This is a genomic window from Sulfitobacter mediterraneus, from assembly GCF_003054325.1.
In the GTDB taxonomy this organism is placed as follows: Bacteria; Pseudomonadota; Alphaproteobacteria; order Rhodobacterales; family Rhodobacteraceae; genus Sulfitobacter; species Sulfitobacter mediterraneus.
In genome coordinates, this window is the sequence record NZ_QBKU01000002.1 from 376,631 (window position 1) to 394,196 (window position 17,566).

The 17,566-nt window shown below is 58.9% G+C and carries 19 protein-coding genes; 8 read left to right on the forward strand and 11 right to left on the reverse strand.

The annotated features are described in order from the left end of the window. The first annotated feature begins 26 nt into the window (after window positions 1-26). On the forward strand, window positions 27-1,937 hold the full coding sequence (locus tag C8N31_RS04930; protein WP_025048835.1) for a glycosyltransferase family 2 protein: 1,911 nt from the start codon (window positions 27-29) through the stop codon (window positions 1,935-1,937). Between the two features lie 30 nt (window positions 1,938-1,967). On the opposite strand, the gene C8N31_RS04935 is transcribed toward C8N31_RS04930, so the two are convergent. Beyond that, entirely contained in the window at window positions 1,968-2,621 is a 654-nt protein-coding gene (locus C8N31_RS04935) for a GntR family transcriptional regulator (protein ID WP_025048834.1), read from the reverse strand. A 100-nt stretch (window positions 2,622-2,721) separates the two neighbouring features. Between C8N31_RS04935 and C8N31_RS04940 the strand changes: the two genes are divergently transcribed. After that, window positions 2,722-3,369 (forward strand): pyrimidine 5'-nucleotidase, encoded by a 648-nt coding sequence (locus C8N31_RS04940; RefSeq protein WP_025048833.1) that lies wholly within the window; start codon window positions 2,722-2,724, stop codon window positions 3,367-3,369. A 9-nt stretch (window positions 3,370-3,378) separates the two neighbouring features. Continuing rightward, window positions 3,379-4,575, forward strand: coding sequence for a UbiH/UbiF family hydroxylase (locus C8N31_RS04945; RefSeq protein ID WP_025048832.1), 1,197 nt, complete (start codon window positions 3,379-3,381; stop codon window positions 4,573-4,575). Between the two features lie 120 nt (window positions 4,576-4,695). On the opposite strand, the gene C8N31_RS04950 is transcribed toward C8N31_RS04945, so the two are convergent. Beyond that, complete coding sequence (locus C8N31_RS04950) at window positions 4,696-5,133, reverse strand: hypothetical protein (RefSeq protein ID WP_107992348.1); 438 nt, start codon at window positions 5,131-5,133, stop codon at window positions 4,696-4,698. 178 nt (window positions 5,134-5,311) lie between these two features. Here C8N31_RS04950 and C8N31_RS04955 point away from each other — a divergent pair, with 178 nt between their 5' ends. Beyond that, on the forward strand, window positions 5,312-5,782 hold the full coding sequence (locus C8N31_RS04955) for a tetratricopeptide repeat protein (RefSeq protein WP_156026906.1): 471 nt from the start codon (window positions 5,312-5,314) through the stop codon (window positions 5,780-5,782). A 686-nt stretch (window positions 5,783-6,468) separates the two neighbouring features. On the opposite strand, the gene C8N31_RS04965 is transcribed toward C8N31_RS04955, so the two are convergent. The 5 genes from C8N31_RS04965 to C8N31_RS04985 all read right to left on the reverse strand — a co-directional run bounded on the left by C8N31_RS04965 (window position 6,469) and on the right by C8N31_RS04985 (window position 9,473). After that, a complete protein-coding gene (locus C8N31_RS04965; RefSeq protein ID WP_025048829.1) occupies window positions 6,469-7,593 on the reverse strand; it encodes an aminotransferase class V-fold PLP-dependent enzyme in 1,125 nt (374 codons plus the stop codon). A 79-nt stretch (window positions 7,594-7,672) separates the two neighbouring features. After that, the gene (locus tag C8N31_RS04970) at window positions 7,673-8,107 is read right to left on the reverse strand and encodes an ion channel (protein WP_025048828.1); all 435 of its coding nucleotides are present in this window, start codon (window positions 8,105-8,107) and stop codon (window positions 7,673-7,675) included. 63 nt (window positions 8,108-8,170) lie between these two features. Continuing rightward, the gene (locus C8N31_RS04975; protein WP_025048827.1) at window positions 8,171-8,494 is read right to left on the reverse strand and encodes an antibiotic biosynthesis monooxygenase family protein; all 324 of its coding nucleotides are present in this window, start codon (window positions 8,492-8,494) and stop codon (window positions 8,171-8,173) included. Window positions 8,495-8,559: 65 nt separating this feature from the next. Beyond that, a complete protein-coding gene (locus tag C8N31_RS04980; RefSeq protein WP_025048826.1) occupies window positions 8,560-9,021 on the reverse strand; it encodes an Lrp/AsnC family transcriptional regulator in 462 nt (153 codons plus the stop codon). Then, complete coding sequence (locus tag C8N31_RS04985) at window positions 9,018-9,473, reverse strand: Lrp/AsnC family transcriptional regulator (RefSeq protein WP_025048825.1); 456 nt, start codon at window positions 9,471-9,473, stop codon at window positions 9,018-9,020. Before C8N31_RS04985 ends, C8N31_RS04980 begins: the two co-directional genes overlap by 4 nt. A 135-nt stretch (window positions 9,474-9,608) precedes the next feature. Between C8N31_RS04985 and ilvC the strand changes: the two genes are divergently transcribed. The 4 genes from ilvC (at window position 9,609) to C8N31_RS05005 (ending at window position 13,404) form a co-directional block, all read left to right on the forward strand. Further along, a complete protein-coding gene (gene ilvC / locus C8N31_RS04990; protein WP_025048824.1) occupies window positions 9,609-10,631 on the forward strand; it encodes a ketol-acid reductoisomerase in 1,023 nt (340 codons plus the stop codon). A gap of 102 nt (window positions 10,632-10,733) precedes the next feature. Beyond that, window positions 10,734-11,828 carry an alanine racemase gene (locus tag C8N31_RS04995; protein WP_025048823.1) on the forward strand — a complete coding sequence of 365 codons (1,095 nt, stop codon included), beginning with the start codon at window positions 10,734-10,736 and terminating at the stop codon, window positions 11,826-11,828. 156 nt (window positions 11,829-11,984) lie between these two features. Continuing rightward, a complete protein-coding gene (locus C8N31_RS05000) occupies window positions 11,985-12,482 on the forward strand; it encodes a cupin domain-containing protein (RefSeq protein ID WP_025048822.1) in 498 nt (165 codons plus the stop codon). Further along, window positions 12,472-13,404 (forward strand): DMT family transporter, encoded by a 933-nt coding sequence (locus C8N31_RS05005; protein WP_025048821.1) that lies wholly within the window; start codon window positions 12,472-12,474, stop codon window positions 13,402-13,404. The genes C8N31_RS05000 and C8N31_RS05005 overlap by 11 nt, the downstream gene beginning before the upstream one ends. Here C8N31_RS05005 and glmM read toward each other — a convergent pair. The 4 genes from glmM to C8N31_RS05025 all read right to left on the reverse strand — a co-directional run bounded on the left by glmM (window position 13,401) and on the right by C8N31_RS05025 (window position 17,441). Next, complete coding sequence (glmM, locus tag C8N31_RS05010) at window positions 13,401-14,747, reverse strand: phosphoglucosamine mutase (protein WP_025048820.1); 1,347 nt, start codon at window positions 14,745-14,747, stop codon at window positions 13,401-13,403. The two genes, C8N31_RS05005 and glmM, sit on opposite strands and share 4 nt — an antisense overlap. Continuing rightward, window positions 14,744-15,766 (reverse strand): dihydropteroate synthase, encoded by a 1,023-nt coding sequence (gene folP, locus C8N31_RS05015; RefSeq protein WP_025048819.1) that lies wholly within the window; start codon window positions 15,764-15,766, stop codon window positions 14,744-14,746. The genes glmM and folP overlap by 4 nt, the downstream gene beginning before the upstream one ends. Next, complete coding sequence (locus C8N31_RS05020; RefSeq protein WP_025048818.1) at window positions 15,763-16,689, reverse strand: dihydroneopterin aldolase; 927 nt, start codon at window positions 16,687-16,689, stop codon at window positions 15,763-15,765. Before C8N31_RS05020 ends, folP begins: the two co-directional genes overlap by 4 nt. Window positions 16,690-16,799: 110 nt before the next feature. Continuing rightward, entirely contained in the window at window positions 16,800-17,441 is a 642-nt protein-coding gene (locus tag C8N31_RS05025) for a cell wall hydrolase (RefSeq protein WP_025048817.1), read from the reverse strand. Window positions 17,442-17,566: the final 125 nt, after the last annotated feature.

Genomic DNA, 17,566 nt, shown 5'->3' on the forward strand with positions numbered 1-17,566 from the left:
TGTGTCTCAGGTTAGGTTATTTGGTTATGAGCAATCTTCGGTTGGCGCTGACTGACCCGCAGATCGCAGGCCCGGTCACACAAAGGCTGCCTTTGGGGCAACACCTGATGGCGGCGGGGGTGATCGGGGATCGGGATTTGATCCATGCGCTGGATCTTCAGCGGCATGTCGATGCGCCCTTGGGCGAAGTGCTTGTTGCCGAAGGATTAGCCACGCGCGACGAGGTTTTGCTGGCCCTGTCGCGCCAATCGGCAGCGCAATTGGCCGATCTGGATGAACAGCCCCCGACCTTTTTGATGGCCCATCATCTACCCGCCTCGATTTGCCTGCAATTTCAGGTGGTTCCGTGGATTTCACTGAATGGCATTGTCCTTGTCGCCACCAGTGATCCGGGCGATTTTGACCGGTTACGCCTATGCATGGGCGACGCTGGAAAGCGGATGTTCCCAGCTATCGCCGCACCTGCGCAGATCAAACAACACATCAACCGCCTGTATGGTGCTGAACTCGCACAAAAGGCCGCCAGCAAGGTGCCCGCCGCAGAAAGCTGCCGCATGTGGGAGATCACCGGACCAAGGCGGCGCAATTGGGCTGTGGCGATCATTGCAGGTCTGATGATTGCACTGATCTACACACCGCTTTGGACGCTGAGCGTGTTGATGCTGATGGCGGTTGTGACTTTGGTGATGTCTACCACGCTGAAGGCTGCCGCTCTTTGGGCGGAACTGATGCACCGCTACCGGACGCCGCGCCAATCCCGGACTCAGCCAACTGTGCCATTTCGGATGCCGCGCGTGTCCGTATTGGTCCCGCTGTTGCACGAACGAGAAATCGCCGGCGCGTTGATCAAACGGCTTGAACGGTTGACCTACCCCAAATCGCTGCTCGAAATTGTGCTGGTGCTTGAGGCCACAGATGATCTGACACGAGAGACATTGGCGCGCACCACCCTGCCCGAATGGATCAGCGTGATCGAGGTGCCCGAAGCCAATCAATTGACCACCAAACCACGGGCCCTAAACTATGCGATGAATTTTTGCCAAGGATCGATCATCGGCGTTTGGGACGCCGAAGATGCGCCCGAGGCCGATCAGATCGAAAAGGTTGTGACCCGTTTCCAATCTGCCCCGCCGGATGTCGCTTGTTTGCAGGGGGTTCTGGATTATTACAACAGCAGCGCAAATTGGCTATCACGTTGTTTTACAATCGAATATGCGGCATGGTGGCGGGTGCTTTTGCCCGGCGTGGCGCGGCTGGGGCTGGTGTTGCCTTTGGGCGGGACAACATTGTTTTTCCGCCGGGATCTGCTGGAGAAACTCTGTGGCTGGGACGCCCACAACGTCACCGAAGACGCCGATCTTGGTGTGCGGCTGGCCCGGCACGGATACCGCACGGAGCTGATAGATACCGTCACGTTCGAAGAGGCCAACTGCCGAACGTGGCCTTGGGTGCGGCAACGCTCGCGCTGGCTCAAGGGGTTTTTGATCACATGGTCGGTGCATATGCGCGATCCGGCGGCCTTGCTACGCGATCTGGGGTGGCTGCGGTTTATGGGTGTGCAGACCATGCTGCTTGCCACCTTTGCCCAATTTGCCGCCGCGCCGCTGCTGTGGTCATTCTGGCTGGCGCTGGCGGGGCTACCGCATCCGGTGCCAATGACCATGGGCAATGGCATGCTTTGGGCAATGGTGACCCTGTTCATCCTGTCAGAAACGTTGAACCTTTTGATCGGGATGATCGCCACTTCTGGCGAAAGACATCGCCATCTGATGCCTTGGGTCTTCACCACGCCCTTCTATTTCCCGCTGGGGGCGCTGGCCGCGTTCAAAGCGCTGCATGAATTTGTGGTGAGCCCGTTTTTCTGGGACAAAACACAACACGGCGTGACGCCGGACCCGCAACCGCATTTGCCTGCCAACGCTGCCCATCTCAGCTAACCAGCGACGCATCGCGCCAAGGCGAAGGGCCTATCCTTCGTCTTCGCGCCGCGCCGCTTCTTGCTTGAGCCGGGTCACAAAAGCCACCGAAATATGGCTGCGCAACGCTTCATCTGCGCCATCTTCATCCCGCGCTTCGATCATTGATACGATCTTGTCATGCTCGGCCTGCGCCAGTTCTCCGCGCCCTTCGGCGGCCAGGGATGTCGTCGCCATAAGCGCCATGGAGCGGTACAAAAGGTCAAGCTGTTGCACCAGATAGCGGTTGTGCGAGGACAGATGGATCTGCTTGTGAAACCGGCGGTTGCTGCGCGACAGGGCCGAAGGGTCATTAACCAGCTTGTTGTCCGCCTCGACCATTTCGCGCAACACGCGCACCTCTTCCTCGGTGGCATGGCGCGCGGCCAGACGGGCCGCCAGCCCCTCCAGCTCACCGCGGACCACATAAAGCTCGGCGGTTTGGTTGTGATCCAACGACGCCACGATCAAGCTGCGCCCGTCCCGCGTCAAAAGCGATTGGGTTTCAAGCCGCTGCAACGCCTCGCGCACCGGTGTGCGTGACACGCCAAAGCGGTCTGCCAATTCACTTTCCACCAGCCGATCACCGGGGCGATAGGTGCCCACATCGATGGCCTCAAGTATCATCGAATAAGCGTCTGTTGATCCAGGTTTGGGCGCGGCCATGGCAATCTTCCTTTGATTGCCGCCACCTTACTGTTTGATCCTTTCGGCGCAAGCCCGCAGCACCCTTGCGAAGCGCCCGCCAAGCGCCTAAGCCAAACATATGCCACGTGATGCTTTCTCTCATATCGACACTTGGGTCTTTGATCTGGACAATACGCTGTACCCGCCCGAGGCGCGGCTGTTTGACCTGATTGAGGTGCGCATGACCAACTGGGTGATGCAGGAACTCAAGGTGGACCAACCCGAGGCGGACCGTCTGCGCCGCAAATACTGGCACGAACACGGCACCACATTGGCCGGGTTGATGCGCGAACATGACGTGGATCCCGCGCCCTATTTGGTGGACGTGCATGATATTTCCATGGACAGCCTGACCCCCGATCCCGACTTGGCCGCCGAAATCCGCAGCCTGCCGGGGCGGCGCATTGTCTATACCAACGGCTGTGCGCCCTATGCCGAAAGGGTGCTGGCCGCGCGGGGGCTTTCTGGCCTGTTTGACGCGATCTATGGCGTTGAACACGCCGATTTTCTGCCCAAACCGGATCGCGAAGCCTTTGACAAAGTGTTCGCCGCCGACGGGCTTGATCCCGCCAGTGCCGCGATGTTTGAGGATGATGCCCGCAACCTGTCCGCACCTTTTGAAATGGGCATGCGCACGGTGCATGTGGCCCCTGCGCGACAGCATGCCGCGCATATTGACTACCATACCGATGATCTTCGGGGTTTCCTCGAACGGGTGAAAGCATAAGTGTAACTCATGGCTTTTGATTGCGATATTCTGATCTCGGGTGGCGGGATTGCCGGGCTGACGGCAGCGGCGGCCTTTGGCACCGCTGGTTTTGATGTGATCTGTGTGGATCCGGCCCCGCCCGTTGTCGAAAAGGATGCACAAGGCGCCGACATGCGCACCACGGCATTCCTGCAACCGGCCCGGCGGGTGCTGGAATCGGCCGAGATATGGCCCGCGCTTGCCCCCCATGCGGCCCCTTTGCAAATCATGCGGATCGTGGATGCGGGCGGCGAGGTGGCTGAACCGCGCGTCACCCGCGAATTTGATGCCAGCGACATCTCGGACCAGCCCTTCGGCTGGAACTTTCCCAACTGGCTGCTCCGCCGGGAACTGGTGGCGCGGCTGGATGATCTGCCCAATGTGGATTTCCGGCCCGGTACTGGCACAACATCGCTGTTCACCCGCACCGCAGAGGCCCGCGTGGGCCTGACCGATGGCAGCCGCCTGCGCTGCAAACTGGTGGTCGCCGCCGATGGCCGCGCCAGCCCGATGCGCGAGGCGGCAGGCATTTCCGTCAGCACCCGGCGTTATGGGCAAAAGGCACTGGCCTTTGCCGTGACCCATCCGATCCCACACGAAAATGTCTCAACCGAGGTGCACCGCACAGGCGGGCCGTTCACGCTGGTGCCCCTGCCCGATCTGAATAGCATGCCCTCATCGGCGGTGGTCTGGATGGACGATGGCCCCCTGACAGTCGCCCGCGCAGCAACGGACACCGCCGCATTCGAGGCCGAAATGTCAGAGCGGTCCTGCCATCTGTTTGGTCCTCTCACCTTGGCCAGCCCGCGCAATGTCTGGCCGATCATCAACCAACACGCGGACCGGCTCAGCGGCGAACGTCTGGCGCTTATCGCAGAGGCCGCCCATGTGGTGCCGCCTATCGGGGCGCAGGGGCTGAACATGTCGCTCAATGATCTGGCATGCCTGCTTGATCTGGCAGTGGCGCATCCCGAAACGCTGGGCGATGCGGCGATGCTGGAGAAATATCACAAGGCCCGCTATGCCGATATCCAACTGCGGGTGCGCGGCATTGATCTGCTCAACCGCGCCAGCCAAGCCAGCAGCCCTCTGGCCCGCGACGCCCGCGCGGCCGGTCTCAATGCACTTTATGCGATGCCGCAGGTGCGTAAAATGCTGATGCAAATGGGCCTCGGGGTGCGGTAATTGGGTCATCCCACCACGTTGGTCGGCTCGGGGGACGCTTGTTCTTGTTGTGTAGCGCCTTTCGCAGACTGAAGCTGCCAGATGTCCGTTTTGAGCCCAGAGTTACAGGAACGACTTTTGTTATCCAAATGGATCGTCGGTCATCCCGGTTCCTTCGTAGGAACTGCCTTCGAACAACCCATAGTAGCAGTCCGAACCAACAATCCTTTGTTCATTCCAAGTTGTGGAGAGCGTGATTTCGCACACGCGCCCCCCTTGTTGTGCACGGTAGAAGCGCTTGATGTATTCTCTAGGGTGCTCTTCAATGAATTCACCTATCGGCTCGATCAGTAGCAAGCAGGCTTTGAGGGCTTCTGGAGCCTTATCTGCGATATTTAAGGCATTCTGAGAAGAATAGCACCCACCTACCGTTTTGCCGTTTTCTTGTATTGCACGAGCAGCACTTTGGATTCTTTCATGCGCTGACCCCGGCCAATACATTTCGTCATAAAATCGGTAGTACGATACATACGAAGCTACCAACAAAACAACGGCGAAAGAAAAGTAGAGTCGTTTCATGTTATGCCTCATGCTTTGCACACGTTGGGCGAGTATGACGAGGCTTAGGACATAAGCCACCAGATCACAAGAATGGGCAGCCGCTTAGTCCACACAGCCGCCCTTCGCCTGCCGCTCCTATATGTCGTGCCCCACCTTACCGGTTGGCAAGGCTTACCGAAGCTGCCAGATGTCGGCCTTGAGCCCTCATCTAAATCTTTTTGACTGGCACAGGCTAGGTGCTAGCTTCCGCAAGGACTTACGAGACCAAATTCAAATGAGACTAATCAACAATTTTCGAGTTTACCGGGCGCAAGAGCTCGCTCGACAAGGCGAATTCTCCAAGGCAAAAAAGGCGGCGCAAAATTTGGTTCAACGGGCCCCACATTCAGTTGGCTTCAATTTGTTGCTCGCTGACATAGAGTTGTTTTCTGGAAATTTGGAAAACGCCCGGAAACAATATGAAGCTACCGAAGAGCTCATCGAGTTAAGCGCAGAACTCTCTGAAAGAAACAAAAGATACTTGGTTGCCTACGCGGATTTTCGAACTATCGCAGTAAAATACCGTCTTGCCGGTCAAAAATGGTCAGAATGGAGAGCTGTCGCAAAATTGGTTGATGATCTGGACGCAGACAAGAGGTTTAAGCGAGTGTTCAGACTTCCAACCTAAGCTAGCGCGGCCCAAAACCAGCATCCAGCTTTCGGACCTGCGAGGAATGGCACTTCGCTCCGCACATTCGGCGGCAGCTATCCTTCGAAACCCGACCTGCGTTGTCAGATGGCAACTATGAGCCCTTTGCTCTCACTAGCTCTTGATAGTTTTTTCTAGCATTGTGAGTGCGGTACCATCGGTTCTGGGCCAAGCACTTTCCGAAAAGGAATGGCTCTCGAACTCTTTGACTGCCCGCCAAAACGGAAGAATGATTTCCTCTCTGGTTCCTCTTAGTTCAAGCTCTGTTGTTCGGTGTTTCCGCTGTTGGGTATCTTGGTCAGCGAATTCTATGCGGAAGCAGATTCCTTGGCATGAAACGGGCGTAAATCTTAGATAATAGCTAGCGGGCTCTAAATTAAGCCAAGTTTCGGACTCAAGGCCATCCAGCGCCCGACCTAATCCTGTGACCAGATTATCAACAGGATTTTGGGGTACATCTGAAACCTCAATTTCGAGCCGATAATCGTTGATAGTCAAATTGAAAGGGAGCCAACCATTATGCGGCTCTCCAAGCCTGCATTTCATCTTCATCTGGCCAGCACTTTCTTTAGGGTACTTCGCAGGCGGCTTTTATCAAAAAAAGAGCGTTGCGCCAACGTCACTTTGTCCGCAAAGCCGACATTTCCCCCCCAAGAACCACCCCCTCAAACAACCTCATCCAACACAGCCGCCAGCCGCGCCAATGTGGCGTCCACATCATAAAGCTTGTCCAAACCAAACAGCCCCAGACGGAATGTGCTGAACCCCTCCGGCTCGCCCACCTGCAACGGCACACCAGCGGCGATCTGCATGCCCCTCTCGGCAAAGGCCTTGCCGTTCTGCACCTGCGGGTCGGAGGTATAGCTGACCACGACCCCCGGCGCACCAAAGCCATCCGCCGCGACCGAGGTCACGCCCTTGGCCGCCAACATCGCCCGAACCCCATCACCAAGCCGCCATTGCGCCTCTTTCAAGCGGTCAAATCCGTATTCCTTGGTCTCGACCACCGTATCGCGGAACGCCCGCAAGGCATCGGTCGGCATTGTGGCATGATAGGCATGACCGCCATCTTCATAGGCCTTCATGATGCTGCGCCATTTCGCCAGATCAATGGCGAAACTGTCCGATTGTGTTTCTGCCAGCCGCGCCTCAGCGGCGGCGGACATCATCACAATGCCCGCACTTGGTGAGGCGCTCCACCCCTTTTGCGGCGCCGAGATTGCCACATCCACGCCAAGGGCTTTCATGTCCACCCACGCGCAACCCGACGCGATGCAATCGAGCACCATCAGCGCCCCAACCTCATGCGCCGCCTGCGCCATCGTGGTGATGTAATCATCGGGCAGGATCACCCCGGCGCTGGTTTCCACATGCGGGGCAAAGACCACCTGCGGTTTGTTTTCGTGAATGGCCGCGATCACATCTTCAATCGGTGCAGGCGCAAAGGGGCTTTGCGGCGCATTGCCCTGCGGCCGCGCTTTCATCACCGTGGCATTGCCGGTCAGATCGCCGCTTTCGATGATCTGGCTCCAGCGATAGGAGAACCAGCCGTTGCGCACCACCAATACCTCGGCGCCACGGGCAAACTGGCGCGCCACGGCCTCCATCGCGTAGGTGCCGCCGCCGGGGATCAGGGCCACCGCATCGGCGTTGTAGACCTCCTTCATCAACTCGGAGATATCGCGCATTACCTGTTGAAAACTGGCGGACATATGGTTGAGCGACCGGTCCGTGAAGACCACGGAAAACTCATCCAACCCGCTTGGGTCAATTGTGTCGAGCAAAGCCATAGGTTGTTCCCCTTCTGATTTGGTCATCCCTCGCCGCGCAGGCCCTGGGGTTTCATAGCCGCAATTGGCGCCCGGCCCGTCAGACCGATCCGCCGCGCTGGCGGGTGCGGATCTGGCGCAGGGTTTCGACCAACATCGCAGTCAGCAACCCAAAGATCAAAAGGCCGTTTGCCGCAGCAAGCCCGCCCAGCAGCCGCCATTCCACCGGCAACAGGACGTCGCCAAAGCCGAGCGTCGTGAAAGCGACCAGCGAGAAATACACCGACGCCTCAAAGGTCACAAAAATCTGCAACAACCACAGCGCCACGGCCCAGATCCAGACCGCCGCTGTCATCATCACCAATGTCCAAAGCATCGCAAAAGACAACAAAATGGTCAGCTTAGGCCCGTGCGGCGGACGGATCACCCAGCGGTGACTGCGCGCCAGTGCCAGCTCCAACCCCCACCACGACATCGCAGCGGCAATGGCCGTGATCGCGATCAAACCACTTCCCAAAAGCAACTGAATAAACATGCCGCGATCCTTTGCACTCAAGTTTTACACAATGCATAACTCAAGCGCCCCTGCCCTGCACCCCTATTCGGGAAAGGCGGCGGCGACCTCGTACATCACCGGCTCAAACCGGGTACACAGCTTGGCAATCTCGCGGTTGCGGCGGCGCATCTCGTCGGTGCGCAGCATCGCCTTGAAATCATCGCGGGTGGCCCATTGGGAATAATTCGCAATCCGCGTCTCCGCGTCATTCACATGCAGACCCGCGCCGGTGAACCCCGGTTGTTTCGAGATAAACTCGGCATAGGCCTGCGTCAGCAGGTCCAGCAAATCCTGACATGTTCCGGGCGAGCATTCGAATGTGGTGATGACGGTCTGCAAGGCAGCATTGGCTTTGATCTGGGGCATATGGCTCCTCCTTGGGATCATGCTAACACGAAAATCATGGTTGTCTGGCCCCTTCTGCACCCCGCCTAAAGACCAAGCGGCCCCGGCAGGCGCTCTTCGCTCAGCAGCACATTGGCCTCAACTTCACCCGCGCCGGGCAAGGTCATGATGCGCCGCCGCAGCACCCGTTCAAAATCCGGCAAATCCCGCGCCACAACCCGCAAACGGTAATCATAGAGGCCCAGCACATGCTCCACCGTCTGCACCTCGGGGATCGCCGCAACCGCACGCTCGAAATCCTCAAGGCTCACGCGCCCTTTGGTGGCCAGTTTGATGCCCAAAAACACCGTCACCCCAAAGCCAAGGCTTTCTGCGTTCAGCCGCAGCCTGCGCCCGCGCAAGATCCCCTCCTCCTCAAGCCGCCGGATGCGGCGCCATGTGGCAGGCTGGCTGAGCCCATAGCGCCGCCCCAATGCAGAGGCGCTTTGTGTCGCGTCCCGCGCCAGTGACCGGATCAACTGATGGTCAATGTCATCCAGATCAATCATATCGGCAAAGTCTGTTCTGATTTGATCCGCGCCACCTGCATCAAGGCCTCAATGTCCGCAATATGCGGCAGGGTCAGGATGCGGCTGCGGTAAATCTGCTGATAATGGGCCATGTCACGGGCAATGATCGACAGGCGCACATCAACACGGCCCAGAAAGGTCTGCACCTCGATCACCTCGGGCACCTGTCGCGCCTCGGCGAGAAAGGCGTCAAAGGCATTGCTTTGGGTTTTGTCGAGCGTCACCCGCAAAGACACCTCCACCGCATAGCCAAGCGCGGCCCAGTTCACCACCGCGCTCACCCCCTGCACGATGCCGTCATCTTCCATCTTGGCAATCCGCCGCGCCGCCTTGCCCGGTGTCATGCCGCAACGTTCGGCCAATTCACCCGGGCTCAGGCTTGGTTCTGCCTGCCAATAGCGCAACAAACGGCGATCCATGTCATCAAGCATGATTTTTCCACTTTTCTCACATATCACGCATTATCATCTTCATTTGGCCAAATAAACTCATAAAACAGCAATGGCCCCTCTCACAACAATGGGTATGTTGAACCTCAGATTTATGACCTCGAAAGGACCGCCAAAATGCGCGTTTATTACGACCGTGACTGTGACGTTAACCTCATCAAAGACAAAAAAGTCGCCATCCTCGGCTATGGCTCTCAGGGCCACGCCCACGCGCTGAACCTGCGTGACAGCGGTGCGAAAAACCTCGTTGTTGCCCTGCGCGACGGCTCTGCCTCCAAGGCAAAAGCCGAAGGCGAAGGCCTCAAGGTTATGGAAATCTCCGAAGCCGCAGCATGGGCCGACGTGATCATGTTCACCATGCCCGACGAACTGCAGGCCGAAACCTACAAAAAATATGTTCACGACAACATCCGTGAAGGCGCAGCAATCGCATTTGCCCACGGTTTGAACGTCCACTTTGGCCTGATTGAACCCAAAGAAGGCATCGACGTAATCATGATGGCGCCAAAAGGCCCCGGTCACACTGTGCGCGGCGAATACACCAAAGGCGGCGGCGTGCCTTGCCTTGTGGCCGTTGACAAAGACGCATCCGGCAAGGCGCTGGAAATCGGCCTGTCCTATTGCTCTGCCATCGGTGGCGGGCGTTCTGGCATCATCGAAACCGACTTCCGCGAAGAATGCGAAACCGATCTCTTTGGCGAACAGGCCGTTCTGTGCGGCGGTATCGTTGAGCTGATCCGCATGGGTTTCGAGACACTTGTCGAAGCGGGCTATGAGCCTGAGATGGCCTATTTCGAATGCCTGCACGAAACCAAACTGATCGTGGACCTGATCTATGAAGGCGGCATCGCCAACATGGATTACTCCATCTCCAACACAGCTGAGTACGGCCAGTACGTCTCCGGCCCGCGCATTCTGCCATATGACGAGACAAAGGCCCGTATGAAAGCGGTTCTGAGCGACATCCAGTCCGGAAAATTTGTGCGTGACTTCATGTTGGAAAACGCTGTTGGCCAGCCAACAATCAAATCCTCGCGCCGTGCAAACGACGAGCACCAGATCGAAGTCGTCGGCGGCAAGCTGCGCGACATGATGCCTTGGATCTCTGCCGGCAAGATGGTCGACAAAGCCAAGAACTAAGGCTTTAGATCACGACAATTCAGCGCCCAGCAGCCCTTTCTGCTGGGCGCTTTTTTTTGGGCCTTCTCTGCCGAGGCCACCGTATTTCAGGAGTAAGACACCATGCAATTCGCGGACATGGAAACGCCCTGCCTTATCCTCGACCAGGAGCGGTTGAAGGCAAATGCCGCCAAGATGCGCAGCCATTGCGCGGCCCGCGGTGTCGCCTTGCGCCCACATCTGAAAACGCTCAAATCCATTGAAGCGGCCAAACTTGCGACGGACGGAAAGATGGCGCGGATCACGGTTTCTACGCTCCGCGAGGCCGAGGTTTTTGCCCGCGCGGGCTTTGATGACATCCTGCATGCGGCGGGGATCACACCCAACAAGTTTGATCACGTCCGGCGGATCAACACTGAAACCGGCAAGCAGCTGACACTGACCCTCGATTCGATCGAGATGGCGCAGGCCCTGGTGCAAAGCGGCCTGCCCAACCGTGCCATGATCGAGATTGACTGCGGCGAACATCGCGGCGGAATCGAAAGCGGTAACAACGACTTGGAGGGTATTGCGCGGGTGTTGGGCGGCCAACTTGCGGGTATCATGACCCATGCGGGCCATTCCTACAGCACCAACCAGATCGCGCGGATCAAAGAGATTGCAGATGATGAGGTCAACGCCGCCACCACCGCGGCAAAGCGTCTTCGGGCCGCCGGGATTGAGGTGCCGATAGTCTCTGCCGGGTCGACACCGACGGTCCTGCATGCAGAAAACCTAGATGGCATCGATGAAATGCGTTGCGGGATCTACATGGTCTGGGATCTGAGCCAATTTGGCCGCGGCGTCTGCGAGCGTGAGGATATCGCGTTGACTGTTCTGGCCACCGTGATTGGCCACAACCGCAGCGCGGGCGTTTTGACCGTCGATGCGGGCGCATTGGCCATGTCAAAGGACATTGGCGCCAACATCTTTCTGCCCGATGCCCGCTTTGGCTGGCTGTGCGATGCCAAAGATCTGACCCCGCTAGGGCTGAGCATCAACACCGTGCATCAGGAACACGGAACGGTCACGGTCAAAGACCCGGCGATTTTTGACCGCCTGCCCATTGGCACACAGGTGCGGATCTTGCCCGGACATGCCTGCCTCACAGCGGCGGGTGGCTATGAGGGATACCATCTGCTGCAAGGCGGGTTCTGGCCAAGGTTCAACGGCTGGTAAATCTGCAAGCTCGGATTCCCCGTAGACTCGGACTGGCCCGCTAACGCAAACAGGCCAGCCATCCTTCGCCCCATGGCGAAGTGAAACTCATTGACCCCGCCCCTCTGCCGGGGTCTTTTGCGTGGACGCATCACCCCTAGGTCAAGGACAGTCAAAATGCCCATCATCAAGAAAGCCGACGCAAAACGCGATAGCGGTGATGGCAAGAACAACCCCTGCGGGCCGTTCGAGGCGATCCTTTTTTCCGACAGCGGCGGGCTGAGCCAGTTCGGCGCTTTTGTCGAAACCCTGCCACCGGGATCGGCGTCATCGGTCAAGCATTGGCACGCGCATGAGGACGAGATGATTTATGTTCTGGACGGCATTGCGACGGTGCTTGAGGGGGATGAAGAACATCAGCTAACCCCTGGTGACGCCGCAACTTTCAAGGCTGGAGCCCCCTTGGGGCATTGTGTTCAAAACAGATCTGACAAACCGCTGAGCTATCTGGTCATCGGCACACGCAGCAGCGGCGACACCGTGACCTATCCAGACCATGACAGAGTGCTACATTTTGCCAGAGATGATGCGGGCGAAACTGTCGAACGCCGCTATGTCACTGCGCAGGGTGCGCCTGCAACCTCTCCTTATGTGATCGACGACAATGGCACCTGACACCACCCCGCGCATCACCGTCTATAGCTGGCTGATGGTGGCCACGCTTGCCTTTGTCTGGGGCGGCACGTTTATGGTCACCGAAGTCGCGCTGCGCGGCATCACCCCGTTCTGGCTGGCGGCATCGCGCATTGTGTTTGCGGCGCTGGTCATGGTGGCCGTATGGGGCTTACGCGGGTTCGCGCTGTTTCGAGCGCCATTAAGCGGGCCACAGCGGGCGGCCCTGTTCACAATTGGCGCGGCCAGCTCTGCGGTGCCTTTTTCCTTGCTGGCCTGGGGCCAACAACATGTGACCTCTGGCTTTGCGGGTGTGTCCATGGCCTCAACCGCGCTGATCATGCTGGTGCTGGCGCATTTCTTTGTGCCCGGCGAACGGTTGACCCTGCGCCGCTCTATCGGGTTTGCCATCGGATTTTGCGGGGTTGTGGTTCTGATCGGCGGGCAGGCTTTTGAGACCTCGGGTGGCTTGCTGGAACCCATAGGGCGTACCGCCTGTATTGGGGCGGCCTGTTGTTATTCCATCAGCTCGATCCTGATGCGTCGCCTTCCAGCGGTTGACCCGATCGGTCTTGCCACTGTCTTGCTGTTGATCGCCTCTGCGATCACCGTGCCGCTGGCCCTTATCACCGAAGGCCTACCGCCCTTGCCCGACAATCAAACCCTTGTTGTGCTTGCCTTTTTAGGGCTGATCCCAACCGCCGCCGCCAATATTCTGCGAGTGCTGGTGGTGCGCAGCGCCGGTCCGGTCTTTATGTCTTTGGTCAATTATCAGGTGCCGGTCTGGTCTGTGGTGCTGGGCGCGTGGATCTTGGCCGAACCAATGCCGCCCTCGCTGCTCTATGCGATGGTCTTGATCTTGGCCGGTGTTGCGATCAGCCAATTCGGCGCGTTGCGCCGGTTGTTTGGCCGGGCCGGGACTTAACCGCCGACGGCCTCTGTCACAGCCGCCACGACACCATCCACACAACGCTCCATCAGCGCCGCATCTTCGTGCTCTGCCATCACCCGGACCAAAGGTTCTGTGCCCGACTTGCGGATCAGCAACCGCCCACCACCGGACAAATCCGCCTCGGCCTGCGCAATCGCGGCCTTCACCGGGGCCATATCAAGCGGTGTCTGTCCCGCGCCAAAGCGCACGTTCTTAAGGAGTTGCGGCACCGCATCGAACTGATGCAAAAGCTCTGACGCCCTGCGCTCTCCACGCACCAATTCCGCCAGAAACTGCATGCCCGCCATCAGTCCGTCACCGGTCGTGGCATAATCGGTCATCACAATATGTCCCGATTGTTCGCCGCCAAGGTTGAAGCCACCCTGCCGCATCCGTTCAACCACATAGCGATCGCCAACATTGGTGCGTTCGAGCCGCAGACCGCGGGCGTCCAGGAACCGCTCCAATCCAAGATTGCTCATGACCGTTGCAACAAGGGCGTTGCCCTTCAGCCGCTCTTCTTCTGCCCAGCGGGCGGCCATCAGCGCCATGAACTGATCGCCATCGCCAACATTGCCTTTTTCGTCGATCAGGATCACCCGGTCGGCATCACCGTCCAGACAGATCCCGACATCCGCGCCGTGGGCCACAACAGTTTCTGCCGCCGATTGTGGATGCGTCGATCCGCAGCCTTCGTTGATGTTATGCCCGTTTGGGGCCACGCCCACCGGGATCACGGTTGCGCCCAGCTCCCACAATGTCATCGGGGCGACGTGGTGCGCCGCGCCATTGGCGCAATCAATCACCACCTTCAGCCCGTCCAGACGCATCTGGCGCGGGAAGGAAGATTTCACCCGCTCAATATAGCGAAAGCGGCTGTCATCGATGCGTTTGGCGCGGCCGATGTCTGCGGCGTCAGAGGGCTCAACTCCTTCGGCCACAAGCGCCTCAATCTCGGCCTCAGCCTGATCCGACAGCTTAAACCCGTCAGGCCCAAAGAATTTGATACCGTTGTCATGGGCCGGATTGTGGCTGGCCGAAATCATCACGCCCAGATCGGCCCGCATGGACCGGGTCAACAACCCCACCGCCGGGGTCGGCACCGGCCCCAACAGCAGCACGTTCATACCTGTGCTGGTCAATCCGGCGGTCAGTGCGTTTTCAAACATATAGCCCGACAGCCGCGTATCCTTGCCAATCACGACGCGGTGCACGCCTTTGTTATCACGCCGGAAATACTGCCCCACAGCCGCGCCAATGCGCAGGGCCATCTCGGCGGTCATAGGATAGGTGTTGGCGGTGCCGCGCACGCCGTCTGTGCCAAAAAGCTTTGTCATGCCTGTCTTCCTGCCATGGCAGCCCGCCACAGCGCAATTGCCTGTATCGTTTGCGCCACATCATGCACACGCAGGATCTGAATACCATGGGCAAGACCTGCAAGGGCAACCGCAATCGACCCCGGTGCGCGGTGATCTGCCTGTGGGGCATTGCCGATGGTGCCGATAAACCGCTTGCGCGATGCGCCCAGCAGGATCGGCACCCCAAGATCGTGAAACAGGCTCAGCCGCGCCAGAAGGGTCAGGTTGTGATCCAGCGTCTTGCCAAAGCCGATACCGGGATCAGCGATGATCCGGCTGCGCGGGATGCCTTGTGCCTCAAGCGAGTCAATGCGGCCCGCCAAGTAGTCGAACACATCCAACAACACATCATCATATCGTGGATCTTGTTGCATGGTTTCGGGATCGCCTTGTGCATGCATCACACAGACCGGCAAGGATCGCGCCGCGCAAAAAGGCGCGAGCGCATCATCATAGGTCAGGCCCGAGACATCATTGACCAGATCTGCCCCCGCCCGCATGGCGCTTTCGGCCACGGTCGCCTTACGGGTGTCGATGGAAATGGCGAAATCTACGCCTGTGGCGCGCAAGCTTTCGATCACAGGGGCGGTGCGGCGGATTTCTTCGTCCACAGCCACGGTTTCTGCGCCGGGGCGCGTAGATTCGCCGCCGATGTCCAGAAGATCAACGCCTGCCGCCTGCATCTGCAATCCGGCACGCACGGCGTCTTGTTCCGCCGCGTGAACGCCGCCATCCGAGAAACTGTCCGGTGTGGTGTTCAAGATGCCCATCACCCGCGGGCGGTCCATGGTCATCATCGCCACTTGCGGGCGCGTCGTGGTCAGGCGGCCTGCGGCCTCTGCTGGCAGGTCTCGTGCCGGAATGATCCGGGCGGACGCGCCCCGGCGCAGCACTTCGACTTCAGAAAACCAGCCCCACCCCCCCGCAAGCTCTAGCGCATGATCGGGCCGCGCCGGGCCGCACTGCACAAGCGGGCGGAAGTAGTCGCGCCCGGTCACAGCGTGCCTTGGTCGACCGGAACAGCCTTGAGCGGCACCGTTGCGGCATCAGGCAGATCGGCACCGATCACCAGCATATCTTCGGCCTCCATCGAGGCGGCAAACCACGCGGCCAGCGCCACCGCATCGCGCGGCTGCGCTGAGGGGGTGTCAACGGAATCCAGTACAATCTTGGACGGTGCCCAGACACAGGTCTGCCCATTCTTCATCGCCCAGTCGAGTTCGGTGCGCGTGTCCACCACAACGCAGCGGTCGTCTTTGGACGCCAGAACCCATGCGTTTTGTTCAATCGCCAACAGATCAATCCGGCGCTGTGCCATCTTGTGCGACAACTGCGGCGCTGCCGCATCCGCGGGCCCGACACAAATGATCAGTGGTTTGCCCTGCGCGGTCAGTTGATCCAACCAGCCGGTCAAATGGGGCGAGGCTATTGCGGCATTGCCCAGAAACACCATCTGAGGCTGCGGCGGGGCCTCCTGGGCCACCTCGGCCACGGGTGCCGCTGCCACGCGGGCGCGGACGATCTCGACCCCCAATGCGCCGGGGCCACGGTCCAGCTTTTCGATGCGGACAAAGGCCCGCATCGCCTGCGGTTCCAACAAAATGCGATCCGCAACCCGTTCGGCCAGTGTTTCAAGCAATGCCAGACGTTCCACAGCCAGTTCGGCGGCAATCGCCTCGGTCACACGGTCATAGCTGAGAATGCGGTCCACATCGTCTTCAATCGGTCCGGTCAGCGGCTGCACCTCGACGACGACGTTAAAGCAGATGCGCTGGGTCACGCCGCGTTCAGCCTGAAACGCGCCGATCTCGACCTCGACGATATGATCGCGCAGGGAAATGCGATCCAGCGGGGTGTCATCGGCCATGGCCTCTGCACGCTCTGAGGGATGCGCAAAGGCAAGGCGGACTTCGTTCGACATGGTTCTGGCCTTCAATGGGTGTATTCAGATGCGGGCATAGCCGATCCGAGCCGCATTAGCAGCCATTTTTCCGGCAGACCAGCACCGGAACACGCCCTTTTGGGCAAAAATCAGTTGGACGCAGTACGCCATGTGTGACGGTAGAACAGATGCACACCAATGCGGGCCGTGCGGGTGTAAACGCGCGACCAGCGCGGTTTGACCGCCGTGGTGTGGTAATGGGTGGCGCCATCCGTCAGCTCCGGCGCTTTGCCGTCAAGGCTGGCGCGGGCCACTTTGGACACGCGGGCAAAGGCGCGCGGCTCTGCGATCACCTCTTTGTGGCCATCACAGGTGTAGGTGAACTGACACTGGTACTTGCGGCCCGTCCCTTGATTGATCACACCGCAAGGGGTGCTGGGAAAGCGTTTGCTTTCCACCCGGTTCAGGATCACCTCGGCCACAGCAAACTGGCCCTTAACGGTCTCACCACGCGCCTCAAAGTAAAGCGCCTCGGCCAGACAACGCCACTGTGCCGATCCTGAGGCCTTTGGCTGTGCGTCGATCCACTTGCGCGAAAACTCGACATTGGACTTGGCTTCTTTCGGTGCTGTCACCAACGACTTCAATCGTTTGTCCCCGGCAGACTTGAGGCCTTTTGCCTCTACTTTTGCCAGCTCTTCAGCCTTTTCTGCGTTGGCTGTTGCGACCACAGGCGTGATCACAATGGCCGACAAAAGTGCCGCGAAAATCGAAGTCTGAAACCAACGCATGCTGCGCCTCGTGTGCTGTTAACTCAGCTGAGCGCCTATCCAGAATCCGCGTTCTGGTAAACCCACCCGTTAACGGGTGCGACATTTGTGGAAAAAATTGGCCGGTATTGTTGATCCGCTGGGGA

Excerpts from the sequence above, each read along its gene's own strand:
- C8N31_RS04940 (WP_025048833.1), top strand. The coding sequence starts at position 2,722 with ATGCCACGTGATGCTTTCTCTCATATCGACACTTGGGTCTTTGATCTG.
- glmM (WP_025048820.1), bottom strand. The coding sequence starts at position 14,747 with ATGACAAAGCTTTTTGGCACAGACGGCGTGCGCGGCACCGCCAACACC.
- C8N31_RS04995 (WP_025048823.1), top strand. The coding sequence starts at position 10,734 with ATGCAATTCGCGGACATGGAAACGCCCTGCCTTATCCTCGACCAGGAG.
- C8N31_RS05020 (WP_025048818.1), bottom strand. The coding sequence starts at position 16,689 with ATGTCGAACGAAGTCCGCCTTGCCTTTGCGCATCCCTCAGAGCGTGCA.
- C8N31_RS04975 (WP_025048827.1), bottom strand. The coding sequence starts at position 8,494 with ATGCCCCAGATCAAAGCCAATGCTGCCTTGCAGACCGTCATCACCACA.
- C8N31_RS05005 (WP_025048821.1), top strand. The coding sequence starts at position 12,472 with ATGGCACCTGACACCACCCCGCGCATCACCGTCTATAGCTGGCTGATG.
- C8N31_RS05025 (WP_025048817.1), bottom strand. The coding sequence starts at position 17,441 with ATGCGTTGGTTTCAGACTTCGATTTTCGCGGCACTTTTGTCGGCCATT.
- C8N31_RS04985 (WP_025048825.1), bottom strand. The coding sequence starts at position 9,473 with ATGCTTGATGACATGGATCGCCGTTTGTTGCGCTATTGGCAGGCAGAA.
- C8N31_RS04970 (WP_025048828.1), bottom strand. The coding sequence starts at position 8,107 with ATGTTTATTCAGTTGCTTTTGGGAAGTGGTTTGATCGCGATCACGGCC.
- ilvC (WP_025048824.1), top strand. The coding sequence starts at position 9,609 with ATGCGCGTTTATTACGACCGTGACTGTGACGTTAACCTCATCAAAGAC.
- C8N31_RS04935 (WP_025048834.1), bottom strand. The coding sequence starts at position 2,621 with ATGGCCGCGCCCAAACCTGGATCAACAGACGCTTATTCGATGATACTT.
- C8N31_RS04950 (WP_107992348.1), bottom strand. The coding sequence starts at position 5,133 with ATGAAACGACTCTACTTTTCTTTCGCCGTTGTTTTGTTGGTAGCTTCG.
- C8N31_RS04930 (WP_025048835.1), top strand. The coding sequence starts at position 27 with ATGAGCAATCTTCGGTTGGCGCTGACTGACCCGCAGATCGCAGGCCCG.
- C8N31_RS04945 (WP_025048832.1), top strand. The coding sequence starts at position 3,379 with ATGGCTTTTGATTGCGATATTCTGATCTCGGGTGGCGGGATTGCCGGG.
- C8N31_RS04965 (WP_025048829.1), bottom strand. The coding sequence starts at position 7,593 with ATGGCTTTGCTCGACACAATTGACCCAAGCGGGTTGGATGAGTTTTCC.
- C8N31_RS04980 (WP_025048826.1), bottom strand. The coding sequence starts at position 9,021 with ATGATTGATCTGGATGACATTGACCATCAGTTGATCCGGTCACTGGCG.
- C8N31_RS05000 (WP_025048822.1), top strand. The coding sequence starts at position 11,985 with ATGCCCATCATCAAGAAAGCCGACGCAAAACGCGATAGCGGTGATGGC.